Source organism: Agrobacterium bohemicum (assembly GCF_002896715.1).
GTDB lineage: Bacteria > Pseudomonadota > Alphaproteobacteria > Rhizobiales > Rhizobiaceae > Agrobacterium > Agrobacterium bohemicum.
In genome coordinates, this window is the sequence record NZ_PGEL01000016.1 from 140,017 (window position 1) to 160,276 (window position 20,260).

Annotated in this window: 15 protein-coding genes; 10 read left to right on the forward strand and 5 right to left on the reverse strand. The window is 55.8% G+C overall.

The window, feature by feature from the left end:
- Nucleotides 1–93: 93 nt before the first annotated feature.
- Nucleotides 94–1,230 carry a DUF2336 domain-containing protein gene (locus CUC55_RS02480; protein ID WP_103086905.1) on the forward strand — a complete coding sequence of 379 codons (1,137 nt, stop codon included), beginning with the start codon at nucleotides 94–96 and terminating at the stop codon, nucleotides 1,228–1,230.
- Between the two features lie 3 nt (nucleotides 1,231–1,233).
- Here the strand turns inward: CUC55_RS02480 and CUC55_RS02485 are convergent, their stop codons facing one another.
- Complete coding sequence (locus CUC55_RS02485) at nucleotides 1,234–1,650, reverse strand: hypothetical protein (RefSeq protein ID WP_067652713.1); 417 nt, start codon at nucleotides 1,648–1,650, stop codon at nucleotides 1,234–1,236.
- Nucleotides 1,651–1,764: 114 nt separating this feature from the next.
- Between CUC55_RS02485 and CUC55_RS02490 the strand changes: the two genes are divergently transcribed.
- Nucleotides 1,765–2,220: a GNAT family N-acetyltransferase gene (locus CUC55_RS02490; RefSeq protein WP_067652715.1), complete on the forward strand. Its 456-nt coding sequence runs from the start codon at nucleotides 1,765–1,767 to the stop codon at nucleotides 2,218–2,220.
- On the opposite strand, the gene CUC55_RS02495 is transcribed toward CUC55_RS02490, so the two are convergent.
- The gene (locus tag CUC55_RS02495) at nucleotides 2,217–3,455 is read right to left on the reverse strand and encodes an AI-2E family transporter (protein ID WP_170063807.1); all 1,239 of its coding nucleotides are present in this window, start codon (nucleotides 3,453–3,455) and stop codon (nucleotides 2,217–2,219) included. The genes CUC55_RS02490 and CUC55_RS02495 overlap by 4 nt on opposite strands.
- A 178-nt stretch (nucleotides 3,456–3,633) precedes the next feature.
- Here CUC55_RS02495 and CUC55_RS02500 point away from each other — a divergent pair, with 178 nt between their 5' ends.
- The 3 genes from CUC55_RS02500 (at nucleotide 3,634) to CUC55_RS02515 (ending at nucleotide 7,405) form a co-directional block, all read left to right on the forward strand.
- Nucleotides 3,634–5,361 (forward strand): ABC transporter ATP-binding protein, encoded by a 1,728-nt coding sequence (locus CUC55_RS02500; protein ID WP_067652834.1) that lies wholly within the window; start codon nucleotides 3,634–3,636, stop codon nucleotides 5,359–5,361.
- Between the two features lie 382 nt (nucleotides 5,362–5,743).
- Nucleotides 5,744–7,003, forward strand: a complete 1,260-nt coding sequence (locus CUC55_RS02510; protein ID WP_103086874.1) for a glycerate kinase type-2 family protein — start codon at nucleotides 5,744–5,746, stop codon at nucleotides 7,001–7,003.
- A 45-nt stretch (nucleotides 7,004–7,048) separates the two neighbouring features.
- Entirely contained in the window at nucleotides 7,049–7,405 is a 357-nt protein-coding gene (locus tag CUC55_RS02515; RefSeq protein ID WP_067652721.1) for a cupin domain-containing protein, read from the forward strand.
- A gap of 17 nt (nucleotides 7,406–7,422) precedes the next feature.
- Here CUC55_RS02515 and CUC55_RS02520 read toward each other — a convergent pair whose 3' ends face one another.
- From CUC55_RS02520 to CUC55_RS02530, 3 genes are all read right to left on the reverse strand, one after another.
- Complete coding sequence (locus tag CUC55_RS02520) at nucleotides 7,423–8,670, reverse strand: cytochrome P450 (RefSeq protein ID WP_103086875.1); 1,248 nt, start codon at nucleotides 8,668–8,670, stop codon at nucleotides 7,423–7,425.
- Nucleotides 8,671–8,711: 41 nt separating this feature from the next.
- Nucleotides 8,712–10,469, reverse strand: coding sequence for a gamma-glutamyltransferase (ggt, locus tag CUC55_RS02525; protein ID WP_103086876.1), 1,758 nt, complete (start codon nucleotides 10,467–10,469; stop codon nucleotides 8,712–8,714).
- 69 nt (nucleotides 10,470–10,538) lie between these two features.
- On the reverse strand, nucleotides 10,539–11,765 hold the full coding sequence (locus tag CUC55_RS02530) for a GGDEF domain-containing protein (RefSeq protein WP_425352720.1): 1,227 nt from the start codon (nucleotides 11,763–11,765) through the stop codon (nucleotides 10,539–10,541).
- A gap of 458 nt (nucleotides 11,766–12,223) precedes the next feature.
- Here CUC55_RS02530 and CUC55_RS02535 point away from each other — a divergent pair, with 458 nt between their 5' ends.
- The 5 genes from CUC55_RS02535 to CUC55_RS02555 all read left to right on the forward strand — a co-directional run bounded on the left by CUC55_RS02535 (nucleotide 12,224) and on the right by CUC55_RS02555 (nucleotide 20,225).
- Entirely contained in the window at nucleotides 12,224–12,856 is a 633-nt protein-coding gene (locus CUC55_RS02535; protein ID WP_103086878.1) for an ATP-dependent Clp protease proteolytic subunit, read from the forward strand.
- A 360-nt stretch (nucleotides 12,857–13,216) separates the two neighbouring features.
- Complete coding sequence (gene clpX / locus CUC55_RS02540) at nucleotides 13,217–14,494, forward strand: ATP-dependent Clp protease ATP-binding subunit ClpX (protein ID WP_103086879.1); 1,278 nt, start codon at nucleotides 13,217–13,219, stop codon at nucleotides 14,492–14,494.
- Nucleotides 14,495–14,908: 414 nt separating this feature from the next.
- Nucleotides 14,909–17,326 (forward strand): endopeptidase La, encoded by a 2,418-nt coding sequence (lon, locus tag CUC55_RS02545; RefSeq protein ID WP_067652733.1) that lies wholly within the window; start codon nucleotides 14,909–14,911, stop codon nucleotides 17,324–17,326.
- Between the two features lie 183 nt (nucleotides 17,327–17,509).
- On the forward strand, nucleotides 17,510–17,803 hold the full coding sequence (gene hupB, locus CUC55_RS02550) for a DNA-binding protein HupB (RefSeq protein WP_448726493.1): 294 nt from the start codon (nucleotides 17,510–17,512) through the stop codon (nucleotides 17,801–17,803).
- A gap of 223 nt (nucleotides 17,804–18,026) precedes the next feature.
- Entirely contained in the window at nucleotides 18,027–20,225 is a 2,199-nt protein-coding gene (locus CUC55_RS02555; RefSeq protein WP_103086880.1) for an esterase-like activity of phytase family protein, read from the forward strand.
- Nucleotides 20,226–20,260: the final 35 nt, after the last annotated feature.

The following is a 20,260-nucleotide window of genomic DNA, read 5'->3' on the forward strand; positions in this document are numbered from 1 at the left end:
TGCTCCTAGTGTCGGCTTCGGTTGGCAGGGTCGAGATTCGTGCGCGAATCGGTCCCGCTGAAACCGCCGGCATTGTCTGTTGTGGGGCGCAGGGTGATCGTAAAAGCATTTTTTCGTTGGTCTGAAAAAGCCGGGTCGACCGACAGGTCGAAGGCGGCCGCTACGCTTGCCAAAGCCTACCTGCAATCTTCCTTGCCTCAGGATCGTCACGACAGCGCGTATGACGCGATGACCTATCTGCTGGATGATCCCTCGCCGAAGGTGCGGCTCGCTCTTGCCGGTTCCCTTGCCTATTCAGAAGACGCGCCACGACATATCATCNTTTCTCTGGCGCAGGACCAGCCCGAAATTGCCTGCCTCGTCATCATCAACTCGCCGGTGTTGCGGGACACTGATCTGGTGGATCTCATCGGCAATGGCACACCTATTACGCGGGCAATGATTGCAGCGCGGCCGTTTCTTGAGACTGGCGCCTGCGCTGCCCTTGCCGAGATCGGTGAAATTCTCGAAATTTCGGTTCTGCTTGAAAATCGCAGCGCCTACATCACGCCATTCACATTACGCCGTATAGCCGATCGCCATGCGCAGGACGCAGAGATCAGAGATCTGCTGCTCCAACGCGACGATTTGCCTGCGGACGTCCGATACGCCATCGTCGGGCATGTTGGTGCGGCATTGGCGGCATCAAATCTGGTCTGCTATGCCATGACACCCCACCGTGCGCGGGACATAATTCGTGACGCGTCCGAGACCGCAACGGTGCTGATTGCCGGTGACGTCACAGGCGAATCCATGCCTGTGCTTGTTGAGCATTTGCGGGTTGGCGGCGATCTGACGCCAGCGTTCTTGATGAACACGCTTTGCTCCGGCAAGCTGGATTTCTTTGCGCAGGCCATCTCCAATCTGTCAGGGCTAGGAGAGCAGCAGGTCCGCTCCATTCTTGCGACCGGGCGACACCACGCACTGAAGGCACTGTTTCAATCCACAGGTCTATTCGGCGCAGTACTCGATATATTCATGGAGGCGACGCAATTGTGGCGCAATGCTTCCGATGGCCCCTATGCCAACCCCGTTGCAGAACTGTCGTCAGGATTGCTGGCCAAGTTTGCACATGTCGATGGCGATGCGACAATGCGTGAGCTTCTGCATATGGTCGAGAAGCTGCAGATCACCCAGCAGCGACAGCGCGCCCGTTCTCTTGCCAATGATCTGGTGGCGGAAGCGGCTTGAGCCTTACTTGGTAAAACGCCGGGCAATCCACGAGTAGCTGTCTTCCACCATGCGCACGGGCTTGCCCAGCACTTCCTTGACGCCTTCCGTGGAAGGCAGGATTTTGCGAACGCGACCGATGGCACGCTGCGTCAGGCTTTGCTCTTCCTGGGGTGCGAGTGCGGGCGCAACGTCTGACGTATCAGGCGTAGTCGTATCAGCCTTGGCAGTTGCCGTCCCGTCCTTCGGTGTCTCCGGCGTCTGGCATACCGCGACGACGACCGGATAGGATGCGTTGGCAAAATTCCCAAGCTGTTTTTCCGATTCGGCATCGCACAGCTCGATGCTGGTCCAGCGCTGCTGTAGCGTGGCTATATGCTGGCAATCGGTCGCGCTATCGTCGCAGCCGAGAATGGTCATTAAAACAAGCGCTGTTCTCATTGTCGCTCTGTTGCCTCTGGCCGGAGAGATGTCTTACAAACGGCAATGATCTAGCGGAATTACAGTCTTATTGCGACCTTGCGTTTCGCATTCGCAAAAATAAACGGGAACAGCATGTCAGTCACCATTACGCTTGAAACACCGCGCCAACCGGAGATCGGTCGGCTGCTGGAAATGTCAGATGCTTACGCTGCGTCGCTCTATCCTGCGGAGAGCAATCATCTGGTTGATATCCACACGCTTGAACAGCCGAATGTCTCGTTTTTCGCGGCGAGAAATGATGGTGAGATCGTTGGTTGCTGCGCACTTGTCGAGGCGGGTGACGGGACGGCGGAAATCAAACGTATGTTCGTAGATCCGCAGGCGCGTGGCTTGAAAATCGGCAAGCTGATGCTGGAGGCGCTGGTTGAACTCGGGCGGCAACGCGGCGTCAAAGCCATTCGTCTCGAGACAGGCATCAGTCAACCGGAAGCAATCGGCCTTTATCATAAGGCTGGATTTGAGGATATCGAACCATTCCCGCCTTACAAGCCAGATCCGCTCAGCATGTTCATGGAGTTGAAGCTCTAGGTCGCAGTTTTTCTTAACGGTGGAGGTTCATCGATCGCCACCGAGGTTTCGATCATTTCGGCTTCAATCGCGGAGATCTCAACTTCGCGCACCCATTCCCGCCACACCGCAACCAGCAGCGCCATGAGAACCGGCCCAATGAACAGGCCGAGGAAGCCCATGGTTTTCACGCCGCCGACCAGTCCGAAGAACGTGGGCAGGAACGGCAGCTTGATGGGCCCGCCCACGAGGCGCGGTCGGATGGTCTTGTCCACGATGAAAAGCTCTATCGAGCCCCACGCCAAGAGAGCAATGCCTGCGGTAAGGGAACCGCTGGCCATGAGATAGACCGAGACAAGTGTGAAGGATAGCGGCGCACCGCCGGGAATGAGTGCCATAACCCCGGTCAATACACCCAGCGTGACGGGTGAGGGGACGCCGGCGATCCAGTAGGCGATGCCCAGAATGATGCCTTCCCCGATGGCAATCAGCGTCATGCCTGTGACCGTGGAGCTGATCGTTGCCGGAACGACGCGGGAAATGCGTTCCCAGCGGGTTGGCAGAATGCGTTCTCCGACCAGATCGATCTGGCGCGCGAAGCTGACACCATTGCGATACACGAAAAACAGCGCGATCAGCATGAAGAGAAGGGTCAGAATAAGATGAAAGGCGCCGTTTCCGGCCGCCACGATGGCGCGGTAGATGTTGCCGATATTGGCGCCGCTGACGAGCTGTATGACTTCACCGATTGCCCCMNGGGTGCCGATATAGCGGACCCATTGTTCGCTCATCCACGCTCCTACGCCGGGTAGGGCGGCAATCCAGGCTGGCACGGGAGCGCCGGTTTTGTTGACCTCTACGGCCCAGCCGAACCACTCCCGAACTTCGCTTGCGGTGTAGGAGGCGGCGATGAAGATGGGTACGATCAGGAATGCGATGATGAGAAGCAGCGCGATGGTGGCGCCAACGGTCGTGTTGCCGCCGACGCGCCTTAGAAGTTCACGATAGATTGGCCAGCTGGCGAAACCGATAACGAGTGCAGCCAGAACCGGCACCAGAAAGCCGTAGAAAAAATAGATACCTGCGGCGACAATGAGAAACAGAAGCCAGCGCGCTGCGGAAATCGAAGGCACGAGCGCGGTGCGGGAATGGGAGGCCGGCCCGAGCCATCTCGGCTCTGTGCCTTTTCTATGATTGTCGATTTTCGTCAAAACAGCGTCTCTTTCGCATTCCCTGGACGGATTGTAGTCTGTCATCATTTAGTGGACAGTTTGCAACATATTACATCACCATTTCGTTTTTATAGTGTTCGCTGGTGTTATCGGGATATTTTCCTAAAAATAACGCAATGTGCCTTGGCCTCTCAAAACAAATATGAGACTTGGAGGCTGATTTGCAAATTTACGGCGGCTTCACGCCGTTATGGACAAAAACATGCTTCGCCGTTTCTTCTCCTACTATCGTCCCTACAGGGGACTGTTCATTCTTGATTTCTCCTGCGCGGTGTTGTCAGGCCTTCTGGAACTCGGTTTTCCCATGGCGGTGAAGGTGTTCGTGGATGTGCTGATGCCGGCGGGCGACTGGCCGCTCATCATGGCGGCATCCATTGGCCTTTTGGTGATTTACGTCCTGAACACGGGACTGATGGCGACGGTCACCTATTGGGGACATATGCTGGGCATTAATATCGAAACGGATATGCGCAGGCATGCGTTCGACCATCTGCAAAAGCTTTCCTTTCGGTTCTTCGATAATCAGAAAACGGGCCATCTGGTAGGACGTCTCACCAAGGATCTCGAAGAAATAGGCGAAGTGGCACACCATGGACCCGAAGACCTGTTCATTGCCGTGATGACCTTCATCGGCGCGTTTTTGCTGATGCTATCGGTGAATGTGCCACTGGCGCTGATCACAGCCGCCGTCGTGCCTGTCACCGCGTGGGTGACCAGCCGTTATGGCGGACGGATGACCAATAATTTTCGCGCGCTCTACGGACGTGTGGGCGCATTCAACGCCCGTATCGAGGAGAATGTCGGCGGTATGCGCGTTGTGCAGGCGTTTGCAAATGAAGACCACGAGCGAACGTTGTTTGATAAGGACAACCAAAATTATCGCCAGACGAAGCTCGCCGCCTACAAGATCATGGCTGCCAGCACATCGTTGAGTTACATGAGTATGCGTCTTACGCAGATGATCATCATGATCTGCGGCGCATGGTTCGTGCTGAAAGGTGACCTGACAAGTGGCGGGTTTATTGGCTTCCTCTTGCTGGTCAACGTCTTTTTCCGCCCAGTGGAGAAGATCAATTCGGTCATCGAAACCTACCCCAAGGGCATTGCCGGTTTTCGGCGCTTTACCGAACTGATCGATACCGATCCTGATATCGCCGATGCCCCCGATGCTGTCGAGGCACCGGCCCTGCGCGGCGAAATCGCCTACCAGTCGGTCAGTTTCGGCTATAGCGACGGAAAGCAGGTTCTCCGCAATATCGACCTCACCATCAAGGCGGGTGAAACGGTCGCTTTTGTTGGTCCATCCGGTGCGGGGAAAACAACGCTCTGCTCGCTGCTGCCGCGTTTTTACGAGGTGACGGGCGGCGCGATCAGTATCGATGGTATCGATATCAGGCAGATGACATTGGCATCGCTGCGCAGCCAGATCGGCATCGTCCAGCAGGACGTTTTTCTGTTTGGCGGCACCATTCGTGAAAATATCGAATATGGCCGTCTCGGTGCTGATGAGGCGGACATATGGGAGGCTGCCCGTCGCGCCAGACTGGACGCGGTGATCAAAGACATGCCTGAAGGCATGGACACAGTCATTGGCGAGCGGGGCGTGAAGCTTTCAGGCGGTCAGAAGCAGCGCATGGCCATTGCCCGCATGTTCCTGAAAAATCCACCGATTCTCATTCTCGATGAGGCAACCTCTGCGCTTGATACCGAAACGGAAAGAGCTATCCAGCAGTCGCTCGCGGAATTGGCCAAAGGTCGCACGACGCTTGTCATCGCACACAGACTGGCGACTATCCGCGATGCGTCTCGTATCGTCGTGGTTGATGTGAGCGGTATCGTTGAAACGGGCGATCATCAGGCGCTGTTAGCCAAAAAGGGACCTTACAGTCGGCTGTATGAAGCCCAGTTTGGTGCGCAATTGTCGGATTGATTTGATCTGATTATTGCTGCACTGGCGTGTCTATCGTCGGGNTTTCCTGCGGCTTGCCAGGATGTGAGGTAACCAGATACGTTACTGCAACGGCACCGGCGGCGATGATCAGGACGACGATGATCAGCATTGTGAACGTCCAAGGGCTGGATTTGCGGCGCGACCACACGACCCTTTTGCCCTTCAATCGATCCTTGTTTTTATCATTGTGATATTCCGGCCCGAGATTTTCGGTATTGGACATGGCATCCCCCGNTTTCCAATCTTGTCTAGGGCAACGCATAGCCAGTACAGAAGTTCATTTGGGTGGCCTTGCCCCGCTGGATGTCGCGGGTCATGGTGGCAAAGAAGTGCCGAGACGATTGCATGATGGAGGACTAAGGTGATTGCCAATCCACGCGCTTTGCTGGAGGAGCTGNTTTTCGCGGCAGTCAAGGCGGCTGATCCCTATGAGGCTATCCTGAGACACCTGCCAGAGCGACCGAAAGGGCGCACCATCGTCATCGGCGCGGGCAAGGCGGCTAGCCAGATGGCGCAAGCATTCGAACGCGCATGGCAGTACCCGTTCGACGGTCTCGTCGTGGCGCGGCACGGCCCGGTCGCAGACTGCCACCGCACCAAAGTGTTGCAATCTGCCCATCCCGTACCCGACGAGGCCGGGCTCAACGCGGCGCAGGCGCTGATGCAGCATGTTCAAGGGCTGACCTCGGATGATCTGGTGATAGCGCTGATCTCCGGTGGCGGTTCGGCACTCTTGCCCGCACCGCCGGATGGTTTCATGCTGGCCGACGAGATCGCGCTCAATGAAGCGTTACTGGCATCCGGTGCGCCTATTTCCGCGATGAATGTGGTGCGCAAGCATTTTTCCCGCATCAAGGGCGGCAGACTCGCGGCACTCGCGCATCCCGCCCGTGTCGTCACGCTGGTGGTATCAGATGTCCCCGGCGACAACCCCGCATTCGTTGCATCTGGCCCGACTGTGCCGGATGGAAGCGATGCTGAGGAAGCTTTGCACACTATCCTCGCTTACCGAATGGATTTGCCGGNAAAGATCGTCGACAGCATCCGGCAGGCGGCGGCGCCGAACCCGGCAGACGTTGCTTTCACCGGAAACGAGGTGCACGTCATCGCGTCGTCACGGGTGTCGCTGAACGCCGCGGCAGAACTTGCTCGGCAGCGGGGCATTCACCCTCTCATCCTGTCCGACACCATTGAGGGTGAAGCGAAGGATATCGGTCGCATGCATGCNGCGCTCGCGCGGGAATTTGTCGGGAATGGCATGTTCGACAAGCCGCTATTGCTGCTTTCCGGCGGAGAAACCACAGTGACGATCGGCAACAGTCGTTATGGCAAAGGTGGGCGTAACGCCGAATTTTTGCTGTCTGCTGCGCTCGATCTACAGGGAATCGCTGGCGTCACTGCGCTTGCGGCAGATACGGATGGCATCGACGGTTCGGAAAATAACGCAGGCGCGTTCTGCGATGGTGACAGCATCACCCGCATTCGCGCCGCAGGCGGCGATGCCCGCGCATTTCTGGCAGGCCACGACGCATGGTCGGCGTTCGATCTTGCAGGCGACCTCTTCGTACCCGGCCCGACAGGAACGAATGTCAATGATTTCAGGGCGTTTCTCCTGGAGTGATCCGGTAGACAGCGCGACGAACATATCACATCAGGAAAGTCGCTCATGACGAACATTCTCAACTTCAAGCCAGACGGAGACCTCGCCGCGGTACAGCCGGAAGACGGTGCACCAGCACCCGACCGGCTGATTTCAGGCAATCCGGAATTCACCACATGGAACATCGAGGAAGCTACCGGCGGCATCTACGCAGGAATCTGGCAGTCCACTCCCGGCAAATGGCGCGTCGAATATGACGAATGGGAATACTTCAACATCCTCGAAGGCCACTCGATCCTGACTGAAGACGGTAGCAACCCCATCCATCTCAAGGCTGGAGACCGCCACATCATTCGCCCCGGTTTTAAAGGCACTTGGGAAGTTGTGGAGATGACGCGCAAGGATTATGTGGTGAGGCTGTAGTCAGCGCAAGATGCGCTTCACCAGACCAAATCCAGCCGCTCCAACCCGTGGAAATGATAGACATCCTTCACCTTTGGCTGTTGCGCTATGCGTAGGCCGGGCAGGCGTTTGAATAGCAGCGGCAGCACGATGTTGAGTTCAAGCCTTGCCAGTGGTGCGCCGATGCAGAAGTGGATGCCGGCGCCGAAGGACAGGTTTGGGGCTTCCGCGCGATCCGGTTTGAAGGTGAGTGGATTGGTGAANTTTTGCGGATCGAGATTGGCGGCGGCGAGGATGAGGCTGACTTTGTCGCCGCGTTTGAATTCGATGCCATCAATCTCAACCGGCTCCAGCGCCCAGCGTTGAAAGATGTGAACCGGCGCACCGATGCGAAGCGTTTCTTCCACCGTGCGCTCGGTCGATTTTTCGTCCTGAAACAGCGGGGCAGGGTCAGTCCCGCTTTCGAGGATGACGCGGACGGAATTGCCGATCTGGTGAACCGTGGCCTCGTGCCCGGCATTGAGCAGAACGATGGTGGTCGAAATCAATTCGTCGTTGGTGAGGTACTGGCCTTTATGCTCCGTGTGGATCATGTGGCTGAGCAGGTCATCTTTCGGCTCCGCGCGCCGCTCTACAATCACGCTGCGGACGTAATCCGCAAATTCCTTCGCGGCGATGTCGGCTGCCAGTTCATCGTCGCGGGTGCGCTTAAACATATACATGCCGACATAGGCATGTGACCATTTCAGCAGTTGCGGGCCCATTTCGTCGGGAATGCCGATCATCCGCGCAATCATCGTCACCGGAATGATATCGGCAAATGATGACAGCAACTCCGTCTTGTCGTCTTTTTCGAAACGGTCGATTAGTCCATTTGCCAGTGTTTCGATTTCCGGTTTCATTTTCTCGACATGGCGAGAGACGAAGGCGCGGTTTACCAGCGTCCGCAGCCGCGTGTGTTCCGGCGGCTCTATCTCCAGCAGCGAATGTCGCTCGGCCGCATCNAAATGACGGACGTGTTCCAAAGGCTGCGGCAGGCCTAGCTCCTCGCGGGTCGCGACATGAAGAATCTGTCGACCGAAGCGGCGATCACGCAGCAGCGCATTCACATGGTCATAGCCGGTAAAGAACCATTGCTTCTGCTCTTCCCAGAAAAAGGTGGGACAGTGCGCATGCAACGCCGCGTAGACGGCGTTGGGGTCGCTGTAGAAAGCGGGATTGCGGGCGTCGAGCGAAACTGAGCGTTTATCGGCATCGATATAAAGGAAATCAGGCACGTTTTTCATGCCCGATCTCTAGCGCAAACCTACCCTTCACGGAAGCGATTCTATTCGCCGACGGCGACACCTTCGCGGCGCGGATCGGCACTGCCGACGAGGCCGTTGGCGGTGATTTCGATGGCGTGCAGACCGGAGTTCATCTCGCCCGGCTTCACCTCGTAACCCATTGCTTTCAGCGGCTCTGCGAACNTTTCCGCATCCGTCCCGGCTTCGATGTCGTAGGTGCCGAAACGGTTGATGAGGTGCGGTTGCGCCACGANTTTTTCGACCGGCATGCCCCAGTCGATATAGGCAATCAGCGCCTGTGCGACATAGCCGATGATCTGGCTGCCACCGGGAGAGCCGATAGCCATCAGCGGCTTTCCATCCTTCATCACGATTGTCGGGGCCATGGATGAGCGTGGACGCTTGCCGGGTTCCACGCGGTTGGCCACCGGCAGCCCGCCGTCATGGGTCTTGAAGGAGAAATCGGTCAGCTCGTTGTTCAGCAAAAAGCCGTTGGTCATCAGGCGCGAACCGAAGCCGCCTTCGATGGTGGTCGTCATGGAGAGGACATTGCCTTGCTTGTCCACGATGACGAAATGGCTGGTGGATGGCATTTCCAGCGCCGGGCCACGACCGAACATCAGGGCGTGATCCCATGTCGGCTCGCCCGCCTTGACGGCATCTGCGGGTAACGCCTTGTCTCCATCCAACAGGTATGCGCGGGTGGCGAGATACTCCTTCGTCAGCAGACCCTTTATTGGCAGGGGCATGAAATCCGGGTCTGCCAGATAGCGTTCGCGGTCCGCAAAGGCCAGACGTTGCGCATCACCGATCAGGCGCCAGCTCTCTACATTGTCAGGCCCCAGTGCCTTGATGTCGAAGTTTTCGACAACGCCGAGTATCTGACCCACGGCGACAGCACCGGAGGAGGGCGGTCCCATGCCGCAAATATCGAGTGCGCGGTATTTGGCGCAGACCGGTTCGCGTTCTTTCGTGCGATAGTTGGCCAGATCGGCGAGAGACAGGACGCCGGGATTTCTACTTGCTTCTCGAACGGTTTTGACAATCGCCTCGGCAATCGGCCCGGTATAAAACGCATCCGCGCCCTTCGTCGCAATCGTGTTCAGCGTTTGCGCATAAGCGGGGTTCTTGAGAACTGCGCCAGCCTTCAGCGGTGCGCCGTCAGCATCGTAGAAATACCCACGCGCTCCTTCATATTTCTTCAGCCTGTCTCCGTCCGATGCAATCAAGTATGCAAGGCGGGGTGAGACTTGAAAGCCTTCTTTCGCAAGCTTTTCAGCAGGGCTGAAGAGATCGGCCCAGGGTTTGCTCCCGTATTTCTTGTGCACATCGGAAAGCAATCGTACCGTTCCTGGCGTGCCGACGGAGCGCCCGCCAATCACGGCGTCCAGAAACTTCAGCGGCTGGCCGCTTTCATCGAGGAACAGCTTCGGTGTTGCTTCCATTGGCGCGGTTTCGCGCCCGTCGAATGTGGTGATCTTGTTTGCGGCGGCATTGTAATAAACGAGGAAGCTGCCACCACCAAGGCCGGAGCTTTGAGGCTCGACCAGCCCCAGAACGGTCTGCACCGCAACCATGGCATCGATGGCATTGCCGCCATCGGCGATCACCTTCCGGCCAGCCTCGGCAGCCAGCGGGTTAGCGGAGGCGACCATGTAGTTTTTCGTCTCTACACGGGCAGCGGTGGTCGTGCCTGTCGCCTTTTCCNGGGCTATCGTGTCTGATGCCTGCTGGGCCTGAACTGACCCTGCAAACACTGTCGCGGATAACAGAAGTCTGGTGAAAAACCTGACATGCATGACGAAACCTCCAACGCTTGCGCAGATGCCATGATGGGATCGCAAGCACATCGAGGTCAAGTCGTGGTTTTATCGATTGGCGATATGGGTAATGCGCGTAAGCGCTGCTACCTGACGATCGGCATTGTTGTCGCAGGGGTCTTCGTCTCGGTCGTCTGCGGGTATCACGATGTTGATAGACCCCTCACGGATGACTGTCCGGTTGCGGCCTTCTTTCTTGGCACCATACAAGGCGCGGTCGGACATCGTCAGCATCGCATCAAGATCGGCATCGGTGGCTTGTTGGCAAAAAACACCAGCGCTGACGGTTGCGAAGAACCGTTCTGTATCCGNAAAAAGTGCGAGACGGCTGAAACGGATGCGGATCGCTTCTGCAAGAATTGCAGCCTTCGATGGATCATCCGTCTCGATCAGGCATGCGAATTCCTCGCCGCCCATGCGGATCAACACACCTTGCCCTTCAACGATTTGACCGGTTTGGGCGCAGAACTGAACCAGTACATCGTCTCCACACTGGTGGCCGTACTTGTCATTGATGATTTTGAAGTGGTCGATATCGAACAATATCACGGCGATATGTTGCGAGGTGCCGCTGAGTTTGGCCTTTAACATGTCGAATGCATTGGCCATTCCGCGACGGTTCAAGGTTCCCGTTAGATGATCGGTCATGGCGAGGTGGTGCAGGCGGCGTTCGGTGTCTTCCATGAACATTTTTACGCTGATCGTCAGAAGCACGATGAAGCCGAAGGAGCCAGCTATCGCAACAGGTGCCGTCAGCGGCACGACTTGTCCGGTTGCCAGATTGTAGGGAATTACCAGCGACGCGGTTATCGCCCCCATGAAAGCCTGGACGATCAGTCCGCCGATAAGCACTTTTCGTGTTTTCGATATGTATTCGTTCGACATCACCAGAACGCCGGCTAGCATGAAATAACCGACCGCGGCACAGATGTGATAGAGAATGATCCGGGCTTCCATGCTGTCTCGAACCGGCGGGACGAACATGAAGGCAATCCAGATGAGTGCGGGAATAGCGATCCAGCCGTCGATCTTGCGGTCTTCGAGTTTTAAAAGACCAGCAAGCCAGAAACCGAATGCGGACAGCGCAATGGCATTGCCGACTTGGATTGACAGGACGTTGGGTATTTCTCCGCGCAGCAACACGAGAATGGCTCCGACGCCCACGAGCGCGAAACCGGAAGCGAAGCATAGATGATANTTTTTCGACGGATTATGCAGCCACAGAACCGCCAGAACGGCGGCGATGGTCAATGTTTGCATGGACCAGATAAGCATGCCTGNTTTAGCGTCTAGCAATGCAGTATCCCCGTCTGTCGCCGCGTGATGCGTTCACACATGCGCTCATCGTTCGGCGCTCATGATTTCCGCGTGAATAAAACCTATGGCGTCATGGAGAAGCAAATCGGTCGGGCAACATTATCGACATTCAATCCCTAAGAAGTCGTTTCTACTTTACCTTACGAAAGGTTTCGTCGTGTATATTTTGGCTGATTTTAAGAATTAGTTGACCAACATCCCGTTTCGCCGTTGATGACGGAAGCGAACGTATCAATTCGTGTGGCGTCATTTCGAGCGGCCTAGTATGGCGGCCTAGGAAATTTGCCGGGACGTCATTAAGGATATACGCCGTCGAGCCTTGAAGAACGGTGTCATCACACTCTATGTAGTGAGTAGACGAATTGAATTGATTCCGGGTGCTGATGCGTCCGGGTAAGAGTTGACAAAGGACGGACATGACAAATCCAGTTGATACCGCCATGGCTCTGGTGCCGATGGTTGTGGAGCAGACCAATCGCGGCGAACGGTCCTATGACATTTACTCACGCCTTCTGAAGGAACGCATCATCTTCCTGACCGGCCCGGTAGAAGATCACATGGCGTCGCTGGTTTGCGCACAGCTGCTGTTTCTGGAATCGGAAAATCCGAAAAAGGAAATCGCGCTCTACATCAACTCACCAGGTGGCGTCGTAACCGCCGGCATGGCGATCTATGACACGATGCAGTTTATCCGTCCGGCCGTTTCCACGCTGTGCGTTGGTCAGGCTGCGTCCATGGGCTCGCTGCTTCTCGCCGCTGGCGAAAAGGGCATGCGTTTCTGCACGCCAAATGCACGCATCATGGTTCACCAGCCGTCCGGCNGCTTCCAGGGCCAGGCATCGGACATCGAGCGTCATGCGCGCGATATCATCAAGATGAAGCGCCGCCTCAATGAAGTCTACGTGAAGCACACAGGTCGTACTCTTGACGAAGTTGNAAACACGCTGGACCGTGACCACTTTATGGACGCGGACGAGGCAAAGAACTGGGGCGTCGTCGACAAAATCCTGACGTCGCGTCAGGAAATGGAAGGCGCAATCGCCAGCTAAGCGTTTCGACTATGACAGTTGTTTGACCCCTCGAAGTGNAAATCGGGGGTTTAAACCACNAAATAAAGCGCTAATAGTAGATATTAAGGCTGTGTTGAATTTTTATGACGTAGCTTTGAGTCGCCTCGAAAAATCCGCTTTGGGTTGATGACNGGGCGAATGACGAATAAAACCGAAGCGATAGTCGCTTTGGTGGCTGAAGGGGAATTCGTTGCCGCCGTTTCAGGTTCAGAATCTGATGCGGTTAGTGCCCCGGGAACGAAGCCGATACGAAAGCTTATGGGAAGCGGACGTGTTGGCAGACGGTAAGTTGACCGCGATCCGCCTGGCGGACCAGCGGCGTGCTGGAAGGAAAGTGATATGAGCAAAGTCAGCGGCAGCAACGGCGGCGACTCTAAGAATACACTCTATTGTTCATTCTGCGGCAAGAGCCAGCACGAAGTCCGGAAACTCATTGCCGGACCGACAGTGTTCATCTGCGATGAATGCGTCGAATTGTGCATGGACATCATCCGCGAGGAGAACAAGACCTCGATGGTGAAGTCTCGCGAGGGTGTTCCTACCCCGCAGGATATCATCAAGATTCTTGACGAGTATGTTATCGGCCAGAAGCAGGCAAAGAAAATCCTGTCCGTGGCTGTTCACAACCATTACAAGCGCCTTGCGCATGCGTCGAAGAACAACGAAATCGAATTGGCGAAGTCGAACATCATGCTGGTTGGACCAACTGGCTGCGGCAAGACCTATCTTGCCCAGACGCTGGCCCGTATCATCGACGTTCCTTTCACCATGGCCGATGCAACAACGCTGACCGAAGCCGGTTACGTGGGCGAGGATGTCGAAAACATCATCCTCAAGCTGCTCCAGTCTGCCGATTATAACGTTGAACGCGCCCAGCGCGGCATCGTCTATATCGACGAAGTGGACAAGATTTCCCGCAAGTCGGACAACCCGTCCATCACGCGTGACGTGTCGGGCGAGGGCGTTCAGCAGGCGCTTCTGAAGATCATGGAAGGCACGGTTGCATCCGTTCCTCCACAGGGTGGCCGCAAGCATCCGCAACAGGAATTCCTGCAGGTGGATACGACCAACATCCTGTTCATCTGCGGCGGTGCGTTCGCCGGTCTCGACAAGATCATTTCTGCCCGCGGCGAAAAGACCTCCATTGGTTTTGGCGCAACGGTGAAGGCGGAAGACGATCGTCGTGTGGGCGAAGTGCTGCGTGAGCTGGAGCCGGAAGATCTCGTCAAGTTCGGCCTCATCCCGGAGTTCATCGGTCGTCTGCCAGTTCTGGCAACGCTCGAAGATTTGGATGAAGATGCGCTGATCCAGATTCTTTCGGAGCCGAAGAATGCTCTGATCAAGCAGTACCAGCGCCTGTTCGAAATGGAAGATGTCGAACTGACATTCCAGGGCGATGCGCTGCGTGAAATCGCGCGCAGAGCGATCACTCGCAAGACCGGTGCACGCGGACTGCGTTCGATCATGGNAAAAATCCTGCTNGACACGATGTTCGAACTGCCAACTTTGGATGGCGTTCGCGAAGTGGTCATCTCCGACGAAGTGGTGAGCGGTGCTGCGCGTCCGCTGTACATCTATGCGGATCGTCAGGAAGAAAAAGCCAACGTTTCGGCATAGGCTTCACACGCACGTTGTTGAAATGCAAAGGCCCACCGCAAGTGGGCCTTTTTGCGTGTTATGCACGGGAAAGGTCGCATTATGGCGTTGTGATCTGATTTTGCGTTTGGTGCGGATTGCGCTTTCCTGATAAAGTTTTAGAAGTGATTTGCAGCGCGATATGACGTTTTTTTGAATGTTGCTGCTTTTTCCGATTCGGTGTGGCGGGCGNAAAAAACGGAAAATATAAAGCGTATTGTTGCGTGTAGCGTATTTGAAGTTTTATCCCGTCCAGGACGGAAGGGTATCTGCTCTTGTGACTTGAAAATGACGGTGGCGAACTCCACTTTCAGTCACGACAAAGAATATGCCGGAAACTCCCACAGATAGTCCGGCAAGTGTCTCTCCCAAGAGAGGCCATTGAAAGGAAATGATATGACGAACATTACGTCTGCTGCATCTGGCGGTACATATCCCGTACTCCCTCTGCGCGACATTGTCGTTTTCCCGCACATGATCGTTCCGCTGTTCGTCGGGCGGGAGAAGTCCATCCGTGCGCTGGAAGAAGTCATGGGCTCTGACAGGCAGATCATGCTGGTCACACAGATCAACGCCAGCGATGATGATCCAGACACATCCGCCATCCACAAGGTCGGTACCGTTGCCAACGTTCTGCAGCTCCTGAAGCTTCCCGATGGGACGGTCAAGGTTTTGGTTGAAGGCAAAGGCCGCGCCAAGATCGAAGAATATACAGATCGCGAAGATTTCTACGAAGCCACAGCCGTGTTGCTGGATGAGCCCGAAGAAGATCCGGTCGAGAACGAGGCTTTGTCTCGCTCAGTGGTTTCTGAGTTCGAAAGCTATGTGAAGCTCAACAAGAAGATTTCCCCGGAAGTCGTTGGCGCTGCTGGACAAATCGATGATTATTCCAAGCTCGCCGATACGGTTGCATCGCACCTGTCCATCAAGATCACCGAAAAGCAGGAAATGCTCGAAACGGTGAGCGTGAAGCAGCGTCTCGAGAAGGCTCTCGGCTTCATGGAAGGCGAGATTTCCGTTCTGCAGGTGGAAAAGCGTATCCGCTCGCGCGTCAAGCGACAGATGGAAAAGACCCAGCGCGAATATTACCTCAACGAGCAGATGAAGGCGATCCAGAAGGAACTCGGCGACGGCGAAGATGGCCGTGACGAGATGGCCGAACTGGAAGAGCGCATCGCAAAGACCAAGCTCTCCAAGGAAGCCAAGGAAAAGGCCGACGCGGAGATGAAGAAGCTGCGCCAGATGAGCCCTATGTCTGCGGAAGCGACAGTGGTGCGCAACTATCTGGATTGGCTGGTTGGTCTGCCATGGGGCAAGAAATCCAAGATCAAGACAGACCTGAACGCCGCTGAGGCCGTTCTTGAGCTGGATCATTTCGGCCTCGACAAAGTCAAGGAACGCATTGTCGAATATCTGGCTGTGCAGGCCCGTGCGTCGAAAATTCGCGGCCCGATCCTTTGCCTCGTTGGTCCTCCAGGCGTTGGCAAGACCTCGCTTGCGAAGTCTATCGCCAAGGCAACGGGACGTGAATACGTGCGTATGGCGCTCGGCGGCGTCCGCGATGAGGCGGAAATCCGCGGCCATCGCCGGACCTACATCGGTTCCATGCCGGGCAAGATCGTTCAGTCGATGAAGAAGGCCAAGAAGTCCAATCCGCTCTTCCTGCTTGATGAAATCGACAAGATGGGCCAGGATTTCCGTGGCGATCCGTCATCTGCTCTGCTGGAGGTATTGGATCCGGAACAGAACTCCACATTCATGGACCACTATCTCGAAGTGGAATATGACCTGTCGGACGTGATGTTCGTCACCACCGCCAACACGCTGAACATTCCAGGCCCGTTAATGGACCGTATGGAAGTGATCCGCATCGCGGGTTACACGGAAGACGAAAAGCGCGAAATTGCCAAGCGTCACCTGCTGCCCAAGGCAATTAAGGAACACGCGTTGCGCCCGGAAGAGTTTTCCGTCAGCGACGATGCCCTGATGGCCATCAGCCAGCAATATACCCGTGAAGCCGGTGTTCGTAGCTTTGAGCGTGAGTTGATGAAACTCGCTCGCAAGGCCGTGACCGAAATCATCAAGGGTAAGTCGACGTCCGTTGCTGTTACCGCTGCAAACATCAACGATTACCTGGGCGTTCCAAGGTATCGTCACGGCGAAGCCGAGGGCGAAGATCAGGTTGGTGTCGTCACCGGTCTGGCATGGACGGAAGTTGGCGGCGAATTGCTGACAATCGAAGGTGTCATGATGCCGGGCAAGGGTCGTATGACCGTGACCGGTAACCTGAAGGAAGTGATGAAGGAATCCATTTCGGCAGCGGCGTCTTACGTTCGCTCGCGCGCCGTGGATTTCGGGATCGAACCGCCTCGTTTCGACAAGTCGGACATCCACGTTCACGTTCCCGAAGGTGCAACTCCGAAGGATGGTCCCTCCGCAGGTGTGGCCATGGCAACCGCCATCGTTTCGATCATGACCGGTATTCCGGTGGATAAGAATGTCGCGATGACAGGCGAAATTACCCTTCGCGGACGCGTTCTGCCCATCGGCGGTCTGAAGGAAAAGCTGTTGGCGGCTCTTCGCGGCGGCATCAAGAAGGTGCTGATCCCGGAAGAGAACGCCAAGGACTTGGCCGAGATTCCTGACAACGTAAAGAACGGTATGGAAATCATCCCGGTCTCCCGTATGGGTGAAGTTCTCAAACATGCGCTGGTGCGTATGCCGGAGCCGATCGAATGGGATGGGAGCATTGAGACGCCGGTTATTGCAACCGTTGAAGGCGTCGATGATACCGGTCAGACAATCGCGCATTGATAAACGACCGTTGATCGTGATGCTAAATTAGCACNAAATCGTTGAAAGGCTGGCAGAAATGCCAGCCTTTTTTGTGAAAAGAACTCTAGACCCCTTGTTTTTCAGGTCATTCCGGCGCTTTTGGGTGGCGGTGCGCGAATAGATAAGTATTCTGCGCCGATCCAATTTGAGTCGTTTCAAACCATTGAAAGGGGTGGAAACATGAACAAGAATGAGCTCGTTTCTGCAGTTGCCGAAAAGGCTGGTCTTACGAAGGCTGATGCCGCATCTGCGGTCGACGCAGTTTTCGAAACTGTACAGAACGAACTGAAGAGCGGTGGCGATATTCGTCTCGCTGGCTTCGGCAGCTTTACCGTTAGCCGTCGCGAAGCTTCCAAGGGTCGTAACCCCTCCACGGGTGCAGAAGTCGATATTCCGGCTCGCAACGTGCCAAAGTTCTCCGCAGGCAAGGGCCTGAAGGAAGCTGTTAACTCCTAAGTTTCAAAAGGCTGTTTGTCCGCGGCGGGCGAACGGTCTTGAGGTCTACGAGGAAACATTCGGCTGTTTGCGCAGTTTTGCGAAATAACGCCGAAGAAATGCAAAGGGCCCGGCTTCAAGCCGGGCTTTTTGTTTATCAGCATGTTCTCATTGTCATTTGCCTGTCACGTCCATGTCGCAAAAGCCCTCATATGCANTTTTCCAATGCACTGAAGGGGACACCATGACATTTCGTTTTTCGAGTGCTGCGCTGACTGCGGCGCTTTGCGCCTCCGTAGCCTTTCCTGCCGCCGCAGAGCAGGTCTTCAATCGTATCGCTTCTTTTCCCGTGGCCCTGAACCTTCCTTCCGACAAGGAAGAGAAGACGGTGACGTCTGCGGAGATTATCGCGGCCAGTGAAGACGGCAACACGCTGATTTATTCGGATAGCCCACTCGGCGGCATCGGCTTCATCGACATTAGCGATGCCAAGGCACCGAAAGCGCTGGGTGCATTGATGATGGACGGCGAGCCAACCTCGGTTGCGGTATCCGGAGGAAAAGTTTTGGCGGGCGTCAACACGTCTGAAAGCTTCGTGAAACCGTCCGGCAAGCTGGTCACTGTGGACATTGCCACGAAAAAGATCGAGGCAAGTTGTGAATTGGGCGGACAGCCGGACTCCGTTGCGGTTTCGCCGGACAAGAGCTTCATGGCAATTGCCATCGNAAACGAGCGGGATGAAGAGGTTAATGGCGGTGCGATTCCACAGATGCCAGCAGGTTTCCTCGTCACCATCGGCCTGAAGGATGGTGCACCGGATTGCTCGACGCTGAAGAAGATCGACGTGACCGGGCTTGCCGAAATTGCGCCGGAAGATCCTGAGCCGGAATTCGTTTCCATCAATGCCAACGGTGAGATTGCCCTGACGCTTCAGGAAAACAACCATATCGTCATCATCAATGGTAAAAGCGGGAAGGTAACGAACCATTTTTCCGCCGGTACGGTTGATTTGACGGGCATCGATACCAAAACAGATGGTCAGCTNAAATTCACCGATAAGCAGGATGCCCGCAAACGCGAGCCGGATGCCGTGAAATGGCTGGACAATGACCGCATTGTCATCGCCAACGAAGGCGACTGGGAAGGCGGCTCACGCGGCTTCACAATTTTCGACAAAACCGGCAAGCTTGTCTACGAGGCAGGCTCATCCTTCGAGCATGCTGTTGCGGCCATCGGCCACTATCCTGAAAAACGCTCCAAGGCCAAGGGCATCGAGCCTGAAGGTCTGGAAGTAGCGACATTCGGCAGCGATAAGTATGTCTTTGTTCTGGCCGAGCGCGCCTCTGTTGTGGGTGTTTACAAGGACACAGGCGGCGAGCCGCAGTTGATGCAGATTCTTCCTTCGGGCATTTCCCCTGAAGGAGCAGTCGCCATTCCATCGCGCAACCTCCTCGTCACGGCAAACGAAGCTGATCTCGTAGCAGACGGTGCAGCGCGCTCGCACGTCATGATCTATGAACGTTCGGAAGGGAAGGCGGCTTACCCGCAGCTGACGTCCGCGACTGTCGACGGTGCACCCATCGGTTGGGGCGCACTGTCCGGCCTCGTTGGAGATCCGGNAAAAGAAGGCATTCTCTATGCCATCTCCGACTCGGTCTATGGCAACCAGCCTTCGATCTACACCATCGACGCCAACCAGAAGCCTGCACTCATCACAAGCGTCCTGCGCGTGAAGCGTGATGGTCAGCCAGCGCAGAAGCTGGATATGGAAGGCATTACGCTGGATGGTAAGGGTGGCTTCTGGGTCGCGTCGGAGGGCAACAGCGAAAAGCTAGTCCCGCATGCGCTCTACAACGTCAATGCCAAGGGCGAGATCAAGACCGAAATCGCTCTTCCGAAAGAGCTGCTGGAAGGCGAAACCCGCTTTGGCTTCGAAGGCGTCACCATGATCGGCAAGGGCGATGACGCCACGCTGTGGATGGCCGTTCAGCGCGAATGGGGCAAGAACGAAAAAGGCATGGTCAAGCTGGTATCCTACAATCTGAAGTCCAAGGAGTGGGGCGCCGTGCACTACCCGCTGGACAAGACCAAGGATGGTTGGGTCGGTCTTTCAGAAATCACCGCCCACGGCGACAATGTCTACATTGTAGAGCGTGACAACCTGATTGGCGACAAGGCAAAGATCAAGAAGCTTTACAGCGTCGCGATTGAGGACCTGAAGCCAGGCAAAATCGGTGGCGAGCTGCCGCTGGTCAAGAAGACCGAAGTTCACGATTTCCTGCCAGACTTGAAGGCCCAGACAAACGGTTACGTTGTCGACAAGCTTGAAGGTTTTGCCTTCGACAAGTCCGGCAAGGCCTTTGCTGTGACCGACAATGACGGTGTTGACGACTCGTCTGGTGAGACTCTGTTCTTCCCGGTCGATCTGAAGGGTACGAACTGATTATGCTCTCTCTCCGTCATGCCGAGTGAACTTCG